Origin of the sequence: Pseudomonas sp. TH37 (assembly GCF_016650735.1) — a bacterium.
GTDB classification, from domain to species: Bacteria; Pseudomonadota; Gammaproteobacteria; order Pseudomonadales; family Pseudomonadaceae; genus Aquipseudomonas; species Aquipseudomonas farris.
This window is the reverse complement of sequence record NZ_JAEKFD010000002.1, coordinates 754555-771247: the sequence shown is the minus strand read 5'-3', so window position 1 is coordinate 771247 and position 16693 is coordinate 754555. Positions and strand designations below refer to the sequence as shown.

Here is a 16693-nt window from a genome sequence, read left to right as displayed (position 1 = left end):
AGGAATGGCCCAAGCGCCAAATGCGCAGCTCGCAACCCATTGATAGGTAAAGTAATTGATCTCCACAGCTAACATCACGATGCAGTTCGGCGCCAAGCCGCTATTCGAAAACGTTTCGGTCAAATTCGGCGCCGGTAACCGCTACGGCCTGATCGGTGCCAACGGTTGCGGCAAGTCGACCTTCATGAAAATCCTCGGTAACGACCTCGAGCCGTCCGGCGGCCAGGTCATGCTCGAGCCGAACGTGCGTCTGGGTAAATTGCGCCAGGACCAGTTCGCCTACGAAGAATTTACCGTGATCGACACCGTGATCATGGGTCACGAAGAGCTGTGGAAGGTCAAGGCCGAGCGCGACCGCATCTACTCGCTGCCGGAAATGACCGAAGAAGACGGCATGGCCGTGGCCGAGCTGGAAACCGAATTCGCTGAAATGGACGGCTACACCGCCGAATCCCGTGCCGGCGAGCTGTTGCTGGGCCTGGGTATCGGCATCGAGCAGCACTTCGGCCCGATGAGCGAAGTGTCCCCGGGCTGGAAGCTGCGCGTATTGCTGGCGCAGGCACTGTTCTCCGATCCTGAAGTGCTGTTGCTTGACGAACCGACCAACCACCTGGACATCAACACCATCCGCTGGCTGGAAAACATTCTGACCCAGCGCTCCAGCCTGATGATCATCATCTCCCACGACCGTCACTTCCTGAACAGCGTGTGCACCCACATGGCTGACCTGGACTACGGCGAGCTGCGCCTGTTCCCGGGCAACTACGACGAGTACATGACCGTGGCGACCCAGTCCCGCGAGCAACTGCTGTCGGACAACGCCAAGAAGAAGGCGCAGATTTCCGAGCTGCAATCGTTCGTCAGCCGCTTCTCGGCCAACGCCTCGAAAGCCAAGCAAGCGACCTCCCGCGCCAAGGCGATCGACAAGATCCAGCTGGCCGAAGTCAAGCCTTCGAGCCGTGTGAGCCCGTTCATCCGTTTCGAACAAACCAAGAAGCTGCACCGTCAGGCGGTCATCGTCGAGCGCATGGCCAAAGGCTTCGACGGCAAGCCGCTGTTCAAGGACTTCAGCTTCCAGGTTGAAGCCGGCGAGCGCGTGGCGATCATCGGCCCGAACGGTATCGGTAAAACCACCCTGCTGCGTACCCTGGTCAACGAATTGACTCCGGATGCCGGTACCGTGAAATGGACCGATGCCGCGGAGCTGGGCTACTACGCCCAGGATCACGCTCACGACTTCGAAGACGACTGCAACCTGTTCGACTGGATGGGCCAATGGACCCAAGGTGGCGAGCAAATCGTTCGCGGCACCCTCGGTCGCATGCTGTTCTCCAACGACGAGATCCTCAAGTCGGTCAAGGTCATCTCCGGTGGTGAGCAAGGTCGCATGCTGTTCGGCAAGCTGATCCTGCAAAAGCCGAACGTGCTGATCATGGACGAACCGACCAACCACTTGGACATGGAATCCATCGAGGCGCTGAACCTGGCGCTGGAGAACTACCCGGGCACGCTGATCTTCGTCAGCCACGACCGTGAGTTCGTATCGTCCCTGGCCACCCGCATCATCGAGTTGAGCGCCGATGGCGTGATCGACTTCAGCGGCACCTATGACGACTACCTGCGTAGTCAGGGTGTTTTGATGTAAGACGGCTGCAAGCTTCAAGTGAAAAGCCCTGTCCTTGTGACGGGGCTTTTTTTATTTCAAATCCAAAACGTCTTGGTGCTGAGACCATCGCGAGCAGGCGATGTAAATGCTGGAGGCCTATGCTGACCTGCAATCCACATAGTTAGCCTGCTTCCTTTTATTCCCCTCCCACGCCATGATGCAGTTCTCCTACCGCCGCCCGCGAACGAGCTCTCATGTCTGTGCAGCAACTGCCTCCGCAAAGCTCAATGGCGATCACCCTGCAGATCGTCTCCATCGTTTTCTATACCTTTATTGCCTTCCTCTGCATTGGCCTGCCAATTGCGGTGTTGCCGGGGTATGTCCATGAGCAGTTGGGGTTCAGCGCCATCGTGGCGGGGCTGACCATTGGCTCCCAATACCTGGCTACCCTGCTCAGTCGGCCCATGGCCGGCCGCATGTCTGACAGCATTGGCACAAAACGGGCGATTGTTTACGGGTTGTCGGGGATTGCATTGAGCGGCGTGCTGACATTGCTGTCGACCCTGCTGCAAAGTGTGCCGTTGTTGAGCCTGATCATCCTGATCGCTGGCCGCTTGTTGCTGGGCATCGCTCAAGGGTTGATCGGGGTCGGCACAATCAGTTGGTGCATGGGCCAGGTCGGTGCCGAGCACACGGCGCGTTCGATTTCCTGGAACGGCATCGCCTCATACGGCGCCATCGCTATCGGCGCGCCGCTGGGGGTGGTGATGGTCGCTGAACTGGGGTTCGCCAGCCTCGGGATCGCGCTGTCGTTACTGGCCCTGCTGGCGCTGCTGTTGATCCGCAACAAACCTTCGGTGCCGGTGATTCGCGGCGAGCGCCTGCCGTTCTGGGCGGTGTTCGGGCGAATTGCGCCCTTCGGCGCGAGCCTGAGCCTGGCGTCCATCGGTTACGGCACACTCACCACTTTTATTACCCTGTATTACGTCAGCCTTGGCTGGACCGGCGCGGCTTATTGCCTGACGGTATTCGGGGTCTGTTTCATTCTGGCGCGACTGTTGTTCATCTCCAGCATCAGCCGTTTCGGCGGCTTCACCTCCGCCATTGCCTGCATGACCATTGAAACCGTCGGGCTGGTCCTGCTGTGGCTGGCGCCCTCGACGGGTTATGCCTTGATCGGCGCGGGGCTGACCGGGTTCGGCCTGTCGCTGGTGTATCCGGCGCTGGGAGTGGAAGCGATCAAGCAAGTGCCCAATTCCAGTCGCGGAGCGGGATTGAGTGCTTATGCGGTGTTTTTCGATCTGGCGCTGGCGATTGCCGGGCCGCTGATGGGCGCAGTGGCGTTGAATCTGGGGTATTCGTGGATTTTCTTTAGTGCGGCGTTGTTGTCGATAACCGGACTCGGTTTGACCCTGCTGCTGAAACGCCGGGCGATGGCCTGACACCTGCAATCCCCTGCTCGCGATGGCGGCAGGACACTCAACAAATCAGTCGCCAGTCAAACCGCTATCGCGAGCAGGCTCGCTCCCACATTATTGATCCGCTGTCTGCATGCCGGCGCGGGTGGGTTTGCCCAAAGCATGGGAGAAGAACCGTCCGGCTTCGGAAATCATGTTGCGGTGAATATCCTTGCGGTCGACGCCGTCGGCATCGGTGCACAGCGCCGGCATGGCGGCGATCTGTTCTTCGTTGCACGGCGCCAGGAACACGAAGTGCCCTGCCCCGGCCAGCAATTTGAAGTCCGGTGCGGTCGGCAGTTTGCGCGCAAGCGCTGCGGCGTTTTTGTCGAACGCCACCAGTTTGTCGCCATCACCGCTGTACAGCAGCACCGGCACATGCACGTCGGCCAGGGTATGGCGGCCGAACTTCAGGCTCAGCGGCGCCATCAGCAGCAAGGCATGCACGCGCGGGTCTGCCACTGGCTGCAAATCATCACGATCGACGATCAGTTCGCCTTGCGTGTTGCAGGCATCGTGATCATCCGGGCGCTCCTGGCAATAACGGCGCAGGCGATCCAGATCCGGGGTGGCACCGGACAGGATCAACGCGGTCTCACCGCCGGCCGAATAGCCAATCACCCCGACCTGCTCGGCGTTGACGAAGGGCGCGAGCATCCGGTCGCTGAGTGTCGCGGTAATGGCTTCGGAAATCTGGATCGGCCGACCATAAAGGTTGCTCAAGGTGCCGAGGCGGCTGTGGTCCTTGGAGTTGTCGCCGGGATGGATCACCGCCACCACCACAAAACCCTTGCGTGCCAATGAGGTGGCGAGGTCGTGCAGGGCCAGCGGGGTTCCGGTGTTGCCGTGGGACAGCATCAGCATCGGGAAACGCCCGATGGCGACTTTGGTGTCTTCACCGGCTTCGACCGTATAACCCTCGAGCGTACTGGAATGTTCCTTTTCACTGGACGGGTAAAAGGCGATGGCGCGCATCGGCTGCAAGTCCAGCGGATCGAGGAACGTCATCTCATGGAAACCGACGCTCCAGTGAGGATGCGGCGCAGAAGCGGCGTGCACCAAACTCAGACTGCCCAGCAGACAAATCAGTAGCGTTGCACAAAGACGCACCATGGGATGCCCCACCTTATTACCTGACCGCAGATGTTAACCCTCGACTGCATAACCTGGGCCAGAAACTGATAACCGCCAGAAACAAAAAACTCCGTATCCGGCCATCACGATGACCAGAATACAGAGTTTCAGGGGTATTGCCCGAGCTGTTTACGACTTTACGCAAGCCTTACGCGGCAGCGAACAATTGCTCGCTAATGTGCGCCTGAGCGTCGCTCATGGCTTTGGTGCGCACTTCATCACCGTAGGCCAAGCCATGGGCGCGGACGAACTCGATGTCGGTGATGCCAATGAAGCCGAACAGCACCTTCAGATAATCTTCGTGCGCAACACCGGTCGCTTGACCGGTATGCAGACCGCCGGAAGTCGACACGATCACGACTTTCTTGCCGCCGCACAGACCTTCAGGGCCGGCTTCGGTGTAGCGGAAAGTCTGACCGGCCACGGCGATGCGGTCGATCCAGGCCTTGAGTTGAGTCGGGATGGTGAAGTTGTACATCGGCGCGGCAATCACGACGGCATCGGCGGCGAGGAATTCGGCCAGAGTCGAGGCACTCAGATCCGCTTCGTGCTGTTGCGCGGCGTTGCGCAGCTCTGCGGCGGTGCCGGCAGCGACCAGGGTGGTGGCGGAGAAATGGCTGATGGCATCGGCAGCCAGGTCGCGGTAAGTCACCACAACGCCAGGCTCGGCGGCTTGCCAGGTTTTGACGACTTCGCCGCTCAGCTGACGGGAAGCCGAGTTGTCACCCAGAATGCTCGAATCGATATGCAGTAATTTCATGTGGGATCTCCAAGGTGAGGATCGCCACCGGGCGATCTGATGGAGACAATCCTACCGACGAAACCAATAGATGATTAGTCGGCAACAATGCGATAGTTTGTCCCACTGATAGAACAGTCGAGCTTAAACCATGCAAGATCTCAACGACCTCTACTACTTCGCCAAGGTGGTCGAAGCCGGTGGTTTCGCGGCGGCCGGGCGTTTGATGGGGATTCCCAAATCGCGGTTGTCGCGACGTATCGCCGAGCTGGAAGAACGCCTGGGCGCACGCCTGCTGCAACGCACCACCCGCCAACTCAACCTGACCGCCGTGGGCGAGCGTTACTTGCGCCATTGTCAGGCGATGCTGCTGGAGGCCGAGATGGCCGACGAAGCGGTGGCCAGCATGTCCAGCGAGCCCCGGGGGCGCTTGCGAGTGTCGTGCCCCGTCGGATTGGCCCACGAAATCCTGCCCGGGGTGATCAGTAACTTCCTGGAGAAATTCCCTCAGGTTCAGCTGGAGATGATGTTGCTCAACCGTCGGGTTGACCTGATCAACGAGGGCGTCGACGTCGCCTTGAGAGTGCGGGATCTGGGTGATGAAGATCCATTGCTGGTCACCCGCCGCCTGCGTCAGGCTCAGATGCTGATGGTTGCCAGCCCCGCTTTTTTGCTCGGCCGTGAAATAAATCATCCTGAAGACCTGAAAAACCTGCCCGTGCTCGGCGCTCTGGAAGCCGACCGCATGGTGCACATCCGCATGCTTGATCAACAGGGCAAAAGCTATGATCTGAGCCTGGAAGCGCGATTGGGGATCGACGATTTCATTGTGCGCAAAGCGTGCACCCTCAGTGGCCAGGGTTTTACCATGCTGCCCATGATGCATTGCGAGCAAGAGCTAAAAAACGGCGAGCTGGTGCAACTGCTACCCGACTGGTCATTGCCGGGCGGCTGGCTGCAAGCGGTCTACCCCCATCGACGCGGGGTGATGCCGGCAGTACGCGCCTGGATCGACCATTTGATCGAATCATTCAATGCTTGTGGGGACAGACTGTTATGAAAGCGGGACTAATGAGCGAAGAGGACGTCGCGCAATTCTGCCTGGCACTGCCCGGTGCGCGGGAGGATTACAAGTGGGGAGGCGTGCGGGTGTTTTCGATTGCCGGGAACAAGATGTTCGCCTTGCAGAACCTGCGGGGACAGTCCCTGGCTTTCAAGGTCGACAAGGACCTGTTCCTGGGCCATTGCGACCGCCCGGGCATTCACCCGGCGCCGTATCTGGCCCGGGCCCAGTGGGTCATCATGGAAACGCCCTACCCGCTGGGCACCGAAGAGCTGCAAGGCTTGCTGCAACGTTCCCACCAACTGGTGGTGAGCAAATTGCCCAAGCGCACGCAGGTCGGCTTGCTGCTTTAAAGTGCTTTAAAGCAATGCAAACAGGTTAGCGCCCAGAAATAGCTGGTCGATCCAGAACACCTGATGCATCAGCACGATGAGCCAGAACACCAACTGAAACGAGACTTTGCGGGTCTTGTGTCGAAACGCTTGCTGGGCCAGCAAAGCGCCCGGCCAACCGCCCGCCAGCTCCACCGCGTGCAAGACGTTCTCCGGCGTGCGCCAACTGTCGGCGCGGGCCTTGTGCTTGTCGCTCCAGTACAGGAAAAACGCCAGCACGCTGACGATGCCGTAGGCCGCCAGGGGAATCATCGACACCCCGTGCAGCCATAGCGACACCGAGCCAAACAACGGCACTGCGCACAGCGCAACGAATACCAGCAGTTTCAGCCGCAGGTTCTGAATGGCGCCCCCGGACTTGCGTCCGGGGGTATTGTTGCGCGCACTGGAATCGTTCATGGTTTGACCGCTGTCCAGTCGACCCAGCCGAATTGCCAAGTGGCCAGGATCACCAGACCGAACGCAATGCGATACCAGGCGAATGTCGCGTAGCTGTGGCTGGCGATGAATATCAGCAGGGCCCGAACGGCGATCATCGCAAAGATAAACGCCGTGACGAAACCAATGGCGAATACCGGAAAATCAGCCGGCACAAACAGATTGCGGTATTTGTAGCCCGAGTACACCGCCGCGCCGACCATGGTTGGCATGGCGAGGAAGAACGAGAACTCGGTGGCCGTCTTGCGCGACAACCCGAACAGCAAGCCGCCAATGATCGTCGAACCGGAGCGCGAGGTCCCCGGAATCATCGCCAGGCACTGGGCGAAGCCGACTTTCAACGCGTCTTTCCAGGTGATGTCATCAACGCTTTCAGCATGCACTTCATGCTGGCGACGTTCAGCCCACAACATGACGATCCCGCCCACGACCAATGCGGTGGCCACGGTAATCGGGTTGAACAGGTACTCATGAATCAAGTCGGCGAAAATCACCCCCAATACCACGGCCGGCAGGAAGGCAATCAACAGGTTCGCGGTAAAGCGTCGGGCACTGGGCTGTGTCGGCAAACCGATGACCACGTCGAAGATCTTGCGGCGAAACTCCCAGACCACCGCCAGGATTGCCCCGAGCTGAATGATGATGTTGAAGGCCATGGCCCGCTCGCCGCCGAAATTGAGCAAGTCCGCCACAATAATCTGGTGCCCGGTACTGGAAATGGGCAAGAACTCCGTCAGCCCTTCTACCACGCCTAAAATCAATGCCTGAAAGGCCGTCCAAAGATCCATCAATCCCCCAAGAAGCAATACCCCCAGGCATGCTCCGTTAATAATTTGTAGAGCGTTAACCGCAATCAACCTTAGCTGAATCCCCGCGCGCACAAGATCCACGCAAAACCGTAAAAGTTGCGGGAAAAAAGACTTGGGCTCAGGTTTTTCCGTGCGGGGCCGAAATCCTATCAGAGACGCCTCATTTACGCTGCCGTGTAATAGGTCCTGAGTCGCATAGGCCCGATCGGCAAAGTGTGGTTGGATGCTGGCGATCGTTTATTACAAGAACAAGAAACCGGAGTAACAGCGTTATGAACAGCTTGCGCAGTGTGTCGATCAGCCGACGCTTGTGGCTCATCTTGATCGTGGCCGTGGTGATGCTATTGACGTTGGGCGTGTTGATGCTCAAGCAGATTCACGACGACCTCTATCAGGCCAAGGCCCAAAAGACCCAGCACGTGGTACAGACCGCCAGTGGCATCCTCACCTACTATCACGGCCTGGAAACTGCCGGCACCCTCACCCGCGACGCCGCGCAAAAGCAGGCACTGAATGCCGTGCGCGGTTTGCGCTACGACCAGAATGACTATTTCTGGATCAACGATCTGACGCCGGTCATGATCATGCACCCGACCAATCCGAAGCTTGATGGCCAGAATCTCTCGGCGATTCGCGACCCCGACGGTTTCGCGCTGTTCAACGAGATGGTCGCCATCGCCAAGGCCAAGGGTGCCGGCATGGTCGATTACCGCTGGCCGAAACCGGGCGCCAGCGCGCCGGTGGAAAAAACCTCCTACGTGAAACTGTTCGAGCCTTGGGGTTGGGTGATCGGTTCGGGCGTATACATCGATGACATGCAGGCCGAGTTTTATGCTCAAGTATGGAAGGCCTCTTTCGTGGGCCTGGTGATTGCCCTGATCATGGCGTTGCTGGTGATCATGATTGCCCGCAGCATCGTGCGCCCGCTCCAGGAAACCGTGAACGCCATGGCCAACATCGCCAGCGGTGAAAGCGACCTGACCCGCAGCCTCGATACCCACGGCCAGGACGAAGTCACGCAACTGGCCCGGCACTTCAACGCCTTTACCGCCAAACTGCGCCTGGTGATCAGTCAGCTGCAGGTGTCCGCCGGCGCGCTGGGCCAGTCTTCCAGCGAACTGGGCAACGATGCCGCGCAAGCCCAGCAACGCAGCCAGCAGCAATCCCAACAAATGGAACTGGTGGCAACCGCGATCAACGAAGTGACCTACGGCGTGCAGGATGTGGCCAAAAACGCCGAGCACGCGGCCAGCGAAATGCGCAATGCCGAGTCTCAGGCGCAACAGGGCCAAGTCAATATCGATGGCAGCCTGCAGCAGATCGACAAGCTGTCTTCGACCATCGATCAAGCCGTCGAAGTGATTCGTACCCTAGCCGCCGAAAGCACGCAAATCGGCAGCGTTCTGGAAGTGATTCGCTCCATCGCCGAGCAAACCAACTTGCTCGCCCTCAACGCCGCCATCGAAGCCGCCCGGGCCGGCGAGCAAGGGCGCGGGTTTGCGGTGGTCGCCGATGAAGTGCGCCTGCTGGCCCAGCGCACCCAGAAGTCCACGGCGGAAATCCAGTCGATGATCGAACGCCTGCAAAGCCACTCCGAAGCGGCGGTCAAGGTAATTGGCGACAGCAGCCGTGCCTCGCAATTGACTATCGAGCAGGCCGGGCTGGCGGGCGCCAGCCTGAATGCCATCGGCCAGGCCTTGCGCAACCTCAACGGGTTGAACGCCTCGATTGCCAGCGCGACCTTGCAACAGGCCCATGTGGTGGAAGACATCAATCAGAACGTCACCCAGGCAGCCGGGTTGTCCCACAGCACGGCACTGGCGGCCGAACAATCGAGCGTGGCCAGCGTTCACCTCAAGGAACTGAGCGAACAGTTGAACGGGTTGCTGAAGCAGTTTCGGGTGTAACTCTTTTCTATACCCAACGCGGTCCCCTGTGGGAGCGGGCTTGCTCGCGAAGGCGGTGTGTCAGGCGACATCAATATTGACTGTGCCGCCGCCTTCGCGGGCAAGCCCGCTCCCACAGGGATTGCGTGTGACCTGACTGGCATTGGTAAGCGCCACTCCCCACTACAAGCCCATTTCCCACAATCCGGGTACAATTCGCCCCCCTCATTTTTACGACACCAAGGAACCTCCATGTCCGGGCTTGAACTGTTTGCCGCCGCCCTCGGCGTGATTGCCGTCTGGTTGACGGTCAGACAGAACCCTTGGTGCTGGCCGATCGGCCTGGTCATGGTGCTGCTGTATAGCTGGATTTTTTTTGAGGTGAAGCTGTATTCGGACATGCTGCTTCAAGTGATCTACGCCGGTTTGCAGATCTACGGCTGGTGGCAGTGGACGCAGGGGAGCGCGACTCATGGCAAGCGGCATGTCAGCTTGCTCGATGGAAAATCCATTGCGCTCGGGCTGACCGTCGGCGCAGTCGGCAGTTTGCTGCTCGGCGCCGCGATGGCCCACTGGACCGATGCCGCCCAGCCTTGGCTCGATGCGGCGCTGACCGGGTTCAGCCTGGTGGCGCAATTATGGATGGCGCAAAAACGTCTGCAATGCTGGGCGCTGTGGATCGCGCTCGACATCATCTTTGTTGGCCTGTTCATCTACAAAGAGCTGTACCTGACTGCGGGCCTCTATGGGGCGTTCGCCCTGCTGGCGGTGCATGGCTGGCGGACATGGCGCACCGATCCGGCGTTGCGCACATGAAAGTGCTGGTGCTCACAGGACCTGAATCCAGTGGCAAGAGCTGGCTGGCCGCCGAACTGCAACAGCAATTCGGCGGTGCTCTGGTGGGTGAATACGTGCGCTGGTTCATTGAGCGGGAGGCGCGGGATACTTGCCCGGCCGATATTCCCGAAATCGCTCGAGGTCAGCTGCAATGGGAAGATGAAGCCCGCGCCCTTGGGCCGCCATTGCTGATTCTCGACACTCACTTGCTGAGTAACATGCTCTGGAGCCAGACCCTGTTTGGCGATTGCCCGGCCTGGCTCGAGGAGGCGCTGCTGGCGCGGCACTATGACTTGCACTTGCTGCTGTCGCCCGAACAGGTTGACTGGACCGATGACGGTCAGCGTTGTCAGCCCGAGCTGGATGAACGCCGGTTTTTTTTCAACGCGACCCAGGCATGGCTGGAGCAACATCGGCAGCCTGTTCAAGTGCTTCAGGGCGATTGGGCCGAACGCCGGCTTCAGGCATTGCAAGCCGTCGCGTTACTGCTCGAGCGCTGATCTTCCTTATTGCCCCCCCCAATCCATGTGGGAGCGGGCTTGCTCGCGAAGACGGCGGCACAGTCAATATTGATGTCGCCTGACACACCGCTTTCGCGGGCAAGCCCGCTCCCACAGTGATTGCGTTGATCTGATGGGCACTGGTCAAATACCCCAGCATTTGTTGCAAATTTTTTGCAAATACGTCCGTTTCTGAAACACGCGTCCCCTCTCGAACAGCCCGTTTCAACGCTGGTCATCGTTTTGTCACGCGATATGTTAAAGCGCTGATACATCCCCGCATAAAGCTTGGATCCACTGTTATTGCGATCTCTGCTCACATTGCCGTCCCGGCAGTCGTCTCAGACCTGAAACACCGCACTTCATCGATCCGCTAACCTCGATCGATAACCCTCTGAATCAAAACAATAATCAAAAACCGGCACAGCTTTCGCTCAATCCTTCACAACGCTGATTCAGGACCAGCCCACAACAAAGAAGGAATTGCCGCCGTGGGGACATTTGATAACAGCATCTATAGCCTCCTACTGATCGGATGCGCACTGGGCTCAAGTTTCAGCCTGCCCGTACAGGCTGACAACGGCATCATTATTATCAAACGTGATGTCCAACCGCGCATGGCAACGCGTCCGCCGGTGGCTCCCGACCCTAGCCCCACGACCGCCAATGCCAACCCGTCCAAACAAATCCTCAGGCAAACGAACGAGTTGAGCGACGGCGACTTTGCCAACGTCGCCAGCGGTGCAGGCATCTCCCGCCTGGTCACTCAAAACACCAACAACCTGGGCGGCAATCTCACCAACCAGACCCAACTTTCCAACCTCCCCGCTGGACGTTCGGGCAATTCGGGCAACGGTATTGCCAACATGGTCAATTCCAACATCCAGCAAGGCCTGGGTGCTCTGAAAGTCGTAACGGGAGACCGTTAAGATGAATCGTACACTGCTGATGATTGCCATGTTTTGCAGTGCATCGACCTTTGCCCAACCTCCCGTCATTAATAACGCTGAAATCGACGCTTCGGGCATGCAGTACCAGGGCAACCTCACCGTCAACCAGGCTGCCGGCGATTTGCAGCAACAGGCCAACGCCCGAGCCATCGCCGTTGGCCATGGAGCCAGCGCGACCACGCAGATTCGCCAACGGCTGCGTACGCAGGTCGACCCCAGGATCGATGCTCGATCCAGCATTCAAGGCGACTCCTTCAGCAACGGCAGTGGCGCTCTGGGCGTCAACCAGAGCGCGGGCGCCAGCAACCAGCAAGCCAATGCCCTGCGGATAAGCATCAGTACACAGCCGCAAAGTATCGACGACAGCGTCCTCATGCAGCAGAACGTGGCGCTGATCAACAACTCCGATCCAACTGACTCTGCACCAGGCAATCGCCAAGTCGCTACCAGCGATCAGGCCTTCACCGGTAGCCGTGGGGTGATCCAGTTGAATCAGAGCTCCGGGGTGGGAAACCGAACGGCCAACACCCTGAGCGTACGGGTCACGGATTGACCCAAACAGGTAGAAACAACACTTAACCTAAAATAAGTACGGAGAATCACCATGAAACCTTCGATGGCACTCAAGCCTCTGGTTTTCGCAATTGCTGCGGTCATGGCTGTTGCTGTACAAGCTGGGCAAAACGATCGGCGTGACAATGACCACCACCATGGCCACAACAATGGCCATCACACCCCTCCTCCAACAAAGATCCCTGTCTATGCGACGGCCAATGCGTGGGATAACCAGAGCAGTACCGACAACCGCATCCGTAACGAAGGGACGATTAACGAAGCTGAAATGAACAGCTCTGCCACAGGCGCCAGCGGCAACGTCGGCGTCAACGTGGCTGCAGGTAGCGGCAACCAACAAGACAACGCGTCCGCCATCGCCAATGCTGCCTCAAACTCCAGTCAGGACAACAGCTTCGTGTTCGGCACTGCCACAGCCACCGCCGACGTCACGCAATACAGCGACAATAACAGGGTCAACAACTTCGGCAGCACAGCCTCTGCCGTGATGAACGGATCGGGTAATGGCGGCAGCGGTAATATGGGTATCAACATTGCTGGCGGCGACCTTAACCAGCAGAAAAACACCATGGCAATTGCCAACACCAATGCCCCGCTCGGTAACGCAACAGCCACCGCCTCTGCCGATCAACAAGGTCCTGGCCTGGTAGTGAATAACAACGCCGATCGGACGTACCGCCTGGATACGATGACAGTTACCAACTCGGCCAGCGGTAGTTTCTCTCGCGATAAGTCATCCGAGGCTAGCGGCAGTAAAAGCGCTTCTTCAAGCTGGGACGCGAGCGGTTCCAGGAGCTTTGATGCCAGCGGTTCCAAAAGCGTTGATATAAGTGGTTCTCGCAGCAGTAATGCGAGCGGCTCTAACAGCAGTGATGCGAGCGGTTCAAGCAGCAGTAATGCGAGCGGTTCTTCGAGTGCTTCTTTGAGTGCTTCCTTGAGCGCTACTTTGGACGCTACTGCGGCGGCTTCCAGTTCCCGTACCTTCAATAATGGCAATGGCGATCGCACCCGCAGCAGGACTGCCGACGCATCGCTTAACGCATCGATTGACGCAACGCTTGACGCATCGAGAGACAGATCGTACGACAGATCGCGCGACTCTTCGTACGACAGATCGCGCGACTCCTCGTACGACAGATCGCGCGATTCCTCGTACGACAGATCGTACGATAAATCGTATGAGAAATCGTCCGCATCCTCGTACGAAAAATCGGGCAGTAAATCGTCCGAGTCTGCGTACGACAAAGCGAAAAGCTACAGTGAAAGCAGCTCATATGATTTGAGCAACACCTATTCCTATCAAGTGCTGACTCCAACTGGCTGGGCCAACCCTGTGACCAACACTGCGACCCTGAACGGTTCGGTGAATGGTGGCAGTGGCAACCTGGGCGTCAACGTGGCTGCTGGCGTGGGTAACCAACAAAGCAACTCGCTGGCCATTTCCAACAACTCGTTCTAATTGCTGTCTCTGGAGGCCCCCTGACGGGGGCCTGTTTCAACACCACCAGAAGGCGTCTTTTCATGCGCATTATCGTCTTGGCATTTTTGCTTTGCGTGGCCAGTGTGATTGAGGCTGCGCAAATGCCGCTTTCCGTCCTGCCCGGTGGCGCGGTGGTGTACAAGCCGATCCAGAGCGTACGCGAGCGTAAATTTGCCGACCTGGTGCAACAGAAAACCGACTTCAGTTGCGGCGCAGCTGCGCTGGCGACCATCTTGCGCCAAGCCTATTGGCTGGACGTGAATGAAGAACAGATCATCGAAGGCATGCTGGCGCACTCTGATCAAGATCTTGTCCGCGTCCAGGGCTTCTCAATGCTCGACATGAAGCGTTACGTGGAAAGTATCGGCATGCGGGCCCGTGGCTATCGGGTAGCCCCGGAAACGTTGAGCGAAATCAGAATTCCGGTTGTGGTACTCCTTGATATCCGTGGCTACAAACATTTTGTGGTCATGCAAAAAGTCCATAAGGGCTGGGTCTATATCGGAGATCCGGTACTCGGTCATAAACGCTACAAAGTCGACGACTTTGTAAAAGGCTGGAACGGCATCATCTTTGCCGTCATCGGCCAGGGCTACGACAAAACCAATGCGTTGCTCGACCCACCCATGCCACTGACCGCCAAGAACCGCATCAACACCTTCGCCCCGGTGCGAGACGCAGAGTTGATGGATTTCGGATTCATCCAAAGCGACTTCTTCTAATGACAAGGAGCACGACGCTCCGGGAGCATCCAATGAAGACTCCAATCTGGCTGGTCGTGGTTTGCCTGGCCGCCAGCCTGCCGACCCAGGCACAGACGTTCAAACCCATTGAACTGAAGGATCAGGAATTGGCGACCCTGCGCGGCCGCTATGTCATGCCGGGGCGGATCATCAGTTTCGGCATTGTCATGACCAGCACTTGGCAAAATGCCAACGGTGAAGTGATCGGGGCAACTTCCTCGATGCAAATTCAACAATCGACCATCAAGCCTCAGTTCTATGTGTCGATGATCGACGAAAAAGGTAATGGCTCAGCGCGTTCGCAAGGCACCGGTACCGTCACTGGCGGTAACGGCCTCAACAGCACCGAAGGCGTCACTCAAGTCGTGCGTGCTGCCGGCGACCATAACTCTGCCTACAACAACGTTTACATCAACGTCACAAAGGCTAGCCAAGCGCCAGCAACGCAACAGCAGGGCCAGGCGTTGGCCGCAGGCTCGACGTTGGTCGGCGCCAATGGCGCAGGCTCGTTGAGCGTTGCCTCGACCGGTACGGGTGTGCAACTCAATATCGTGGCCAACAACAACCAAGGCAGTACCGTACAACGCCTGGCCCAGGGTGGGCTGATGCAGAACACGACTTTGCTCGGCGGTGGTAACCAGGTCAACAACCTCACATCCTTCAATGTCGTGCTGCGTGACAACGCGACAACCGGGTCGCTGAACGGCAACCTGGACCAGCTCAAAGGTCTTCGCACCCAAGGATTCTGATCTACGCTCAGTCTCATCCGATGTAGTCAGAAATGGACGGCTAACCCATGCACCGATCGTTAAGGTTCAGCGCTATCGTTTGTTTGAGTAGCCTGGCCCCGGCCACACTGCTGTACGCAGCACCGGACCCCCAGGTCGAAGCACTAAAACAAGAACTCATGGAGTTGAAACAGCGTTACGAAGTACAACAGAACGCGCTGATGGTACTCGAGCAACGCGTTCGTCAAGTCGAAGAAGCACCTGCGACACCGGCTCCCAAACGCCTGACCAAATCCCCCGCGGAAACGCCCAGGAGTGGCCAGACGGTGGCCGCCGGTGCGCCGGGAACCACGGGCAGTTCATACGGCCAATCGCTCCAAGAGGATTCGGAGCCTGCGCAAAGCGTTTCCAACCTGTATGACGAAGCCAGCGGCTTCTTCGGTGGTGGCAAGTTCAGCGTCGAAACCGGCCTGACCTATACGCACTACGATACCCGTGCATTGGTACTCAATGGCTTCCTGGCACTGGACGCGATTTTCCTCGGTAACATCAACCTCGACCGTATCAAGGCGGATAACTGGACCCTGGACCTGACCGCCCGCTACAACGTGGCCCAACGTTGGCAGTTCGACATTAACGTCCCCGTGGTTTATCGCGAATCAACGTATTCCTCCGGTGGCGCCGGTGGTGCAGGCCCGGTGACGTCGGACGCAACCGTAACCCGCGACCCGACCATCGGCGATGTGAACTTTGGCGTTGCCTACAAGTTTCTGGATGAGTCGGCCAATCTTCCCGACGCGGTCTTTACACTGCGCGTCAAGGCGCCGACCGGTAAGGACCCTTACGGCATCAAGCTGGTCAATGACCCGAACAACGATAACCTCTCGGTACCCGAGGACTTGCCTACCGGCAATGGTGTCTGGTCGATCACCCCGGGGCTTTCGCTGGTCAAGAGCTTCGACCCGGCCGTGCTGTTCGGCAGCCTGGCCTACACCTACAACATGGAAGACTCTTTCAGCGACATCAGCCCTCAGGTCAACTCCAAGGTGCCCGGGGACGTGAAACTGGGCGATTCCTGGCAGGTCGGCGCCGGCATTGCATTCGCCTTGAACGAGAAGATGAGTATGTCGTTCTCGTTCACCGATCAGTTTGCCCGCAAGAGCAAGATCAAGCCGGACGGTGGCGATTGGCAATCGATTTCCAACAGCGATTACAACTCGGCCAACTTCAACATCGGCATGACCCTGGCAGCAACCGATAACCTGACGATCGTTCCCAACCTGGCCATCGGGCTGACCGACGACTCGCCAGACTTTTCCTTCAGCCTGAAATTCCCGTACTACTTCTAAGAGTTCAGC

The 16693-nt window shown here is 58.3% G+C and carries 17 protein-coding genes; 13 read left to right on the top strand and 4 right to left on the bottom strand.

Annotated features, from left to right (window positions below):
- Nucleotides 1–55: 55 nt before the first annotated feature.
- Both JFU11_RS08555 and JFU11_RS08550 read left to right on the top strand, forming a co-directional pair.
- Nucleotides 56–1645, top strand: a complete 1590-nt coding sequence (locus JFU11_RS08555; protein WP_123722870.1) for an ABC-F family ATPase — start codon at nucleotides 56–58, stop codon at nucleotides 1643–1645.
- 215 nt (nucleotides 1646–1860) lie between these two features.
- Nucleotides 1861–3048: an MFS transporter gene (locus JFU11_RS08550; RefSeq protein WP_052963369.1), complete on the top strand. Its 1188-nt coding sequence runs from the start codon at nucleotides 1861–1863 to the stop codon at nucleotides 3046–3048.
- A gap of 90 nt (nucleotides 3049–3138) precedes the next feature.
- On the opposite strand, the gene JFU11_RS08545 is transcribed toward JFU11_RS08550, so the two are convergent.
- Both JFU11_RS08545 and JFU11_RS08540 read right to left on the bottom strand, forming a co-directional pair.
- Nucleotides 3139–4176, bottom strand: coding sequence for a hypothetical protein (locus JFU11_RS08545; protein ID WP_201060367.1), 1038 nt, complete (start codon nucleotides 4174–4176; stop codon nucleotides 3139–3141).
- Nucleotides 4177–4345: 169 nt separating this feature from the next.
- The gene (locus JFU11_RS08540) at nucleotides 4346–4957 is read right to left on the bottom strand and encodes an FMN-dependent NADH-azoreductase (RefSeq protein WP_201060366.1); all 612 of its coding nucleotides are present in this window, start codon (nucleotides 4955–4957) and stop codon (nucleotides 4346–4348) included.
- A 130-nt stretch (nucleotides 4958–5087) separates the two neighbouring features.
- Here JFU11_RS08540 and JFU11_RS08535 point away from each other — a divergent pair, with 130 nt between their 5' ends.
- A complete protein-coding gene (locus JFU11_RS08535; protein WP_123722873.1) occupies nucleotides 5088–5996 on the top strand; it encodes a LysR substrate-binding domain-containing protein in 909 nt (302 codons plus the stop codon).
- The gene (locus JFU11_RS08530) at nucleotides 5993–6352 is read left to right on the top strand and encodes an MmcQ/YjbR family DNA-binding protein (RefSeq protein ID WP_095054908.1); all 360 of its coding nucleotides are present in this window, start codon (nucleotides 5993–5995) and stop codon (nucleotides 6350–6352) included. Before JFU11_RS08535 ends, JFU11_RS08530 begins: the two co-directional genes overlap by 4 nt.
- A 6-nt stretch (nucleotides 6353–6358) precedes the next feature.
- Here JFU11_RS08530 and JFU11_RS08525 read toward each other — a convergent pair whose 3' ends face one another.
- The gene (locus JFU11_RS08525; protein ID WP_201060365.1) at nucleotides 6359–6790 is read right to left on the bottom strand and encodes a DUF1294 domain-containing protein; all 432 of its coding nucleotides are present in this window, start codon (nucleotides 6788–6790) and stop codon (nucleotides 6359–6361) included.
- Nucleotides 6787–7617, bottom strand: coding sequence for an undecaprenyl-diphosphate phosphatase (locus JFU11_RS08520; protein WP_030130296.1), 831 nt, complete (start codon nucleotides 7615–7617; stop codon nucleotides 6787–6789). Before JFU11_RS08520 ends, JFU11_RS08525 begins: the two co-directional genes overlap by 4 nt.
- Before the next feature lie 293 nt (nucleotides 7618–7910).
- On the opposite strand from JFU11_RS08520, the gene JFU11_RS08515 reads away from it, so the two are divergent.
- From JFU11_RS08515 to JFU11_RS08475, 9 genes are all read left to right on the top strand, one after another.
- Nucleotides 7911–9545: a methyl-accepting chemotaxis protein gene (locus JFU11_RS08515; protein ID WP_201060364.1), complete on the top strand. Its 1635-nt coding sequence runs from the start codon at nucleotides 7911–7913 to the stop codon at nucleotides 9543–9545.
- A gap of 231 nt (nucleotides 9546–9776) precedes the next feature.
- On the top strand, nucleotides 9777–10340 hold the full coding sequence (gene pnuC, locus JFU11_RS08510) for a nicotinamide riboside transporter PnuC (RefSeq protein WP_201060363.1): 564 nt from the start codon (nucleotides 9777–9779) through the stop codon (nucleotides 10338–10340).
- A complete protein-coding gene (locus JFU11_RS08505; protein ID WP_201121274.1) occupies nucleotides 10337–10861 on the top strand; it encodes an AAA family ATPase in 525 nt (174 codons plus the stop codon). Before pnuC ends, JFU11_RS08505 begins: the two co-directional genes overlap by 4 nt.
- 491 nt (nucleotides 10862–11352) lie before the next feature.
- A complete protein-coding gene (locus JFU11_RS08500; RefSeq protein ID WP_123722879.1) occupies nucleotides 11353–11790 on the top strand; it encodes a hypothetical protein in 438 nt (145 codons plus the stop codon).
- A 1-nt stretch (nucleotide 11791) separates the two neighbouring features.
- Nucleotides 11792–12364, top strand: coding sequence for a hypothetical protein (locus JFU11_RS08495; RefSeq protein WP_052963379.1), 573 nt, complete (start codon nucleotides 11792–11794; stop codon nucleotides 12362–12364).
- Nucleotides 12365–12415: 51 nt separating this feature from the next.
- The gene (locus tag JFU11_RS08490; protein ID WP_123722880.1) at nucleotides 12416–13843 is read left to right on the top strand and encodes a heme utilization protein; all 1428 of its coding nucleotides are present in this window, start codon (nucleotides 12416–12418) and stop codon (nucleotides 13841–13843) included.
- A gap of 62 nt (nucleotides 13844–13905) precedes the next feature.
- On the top strand, nucleotides 13906–14586 hold the full coding sequence (locus tag JFU11_RS08485) for a C39 family peptidase (RefSeq protein WP_201060361.1): 681 nt from the start codon (nucleotides 13906–13908) through the stop codon (nucleotides 14584–14586).
- A 32-nt stretch (nucleotides 14587–14618) separates the two neighbouring features.
- Entirely contained in the window at nucleotides 14619–15356 is a 738-nt protein-coding gene (locus JFU11_RS08480; RefSeq protein ID WP_201060360.1) for a hypothetical protein, read from the top strand.
- Nucleotides 15357–15403: 47 nt separating this feature from the next.
- On the top strand, nucleotides 15404–16684 hold the full coding sequence (locus JFU11_RS08475; RefSeq protein ID WP_201060359.1) for a hypothetical protein: 1281 nt from the start codon (nucleotides 15404–15406) through the stop codon (nucleotides 16682–16684).
- The last annotated feature ends 9 nt before the right edge of the window (nucleotides 16685–16693 follow it).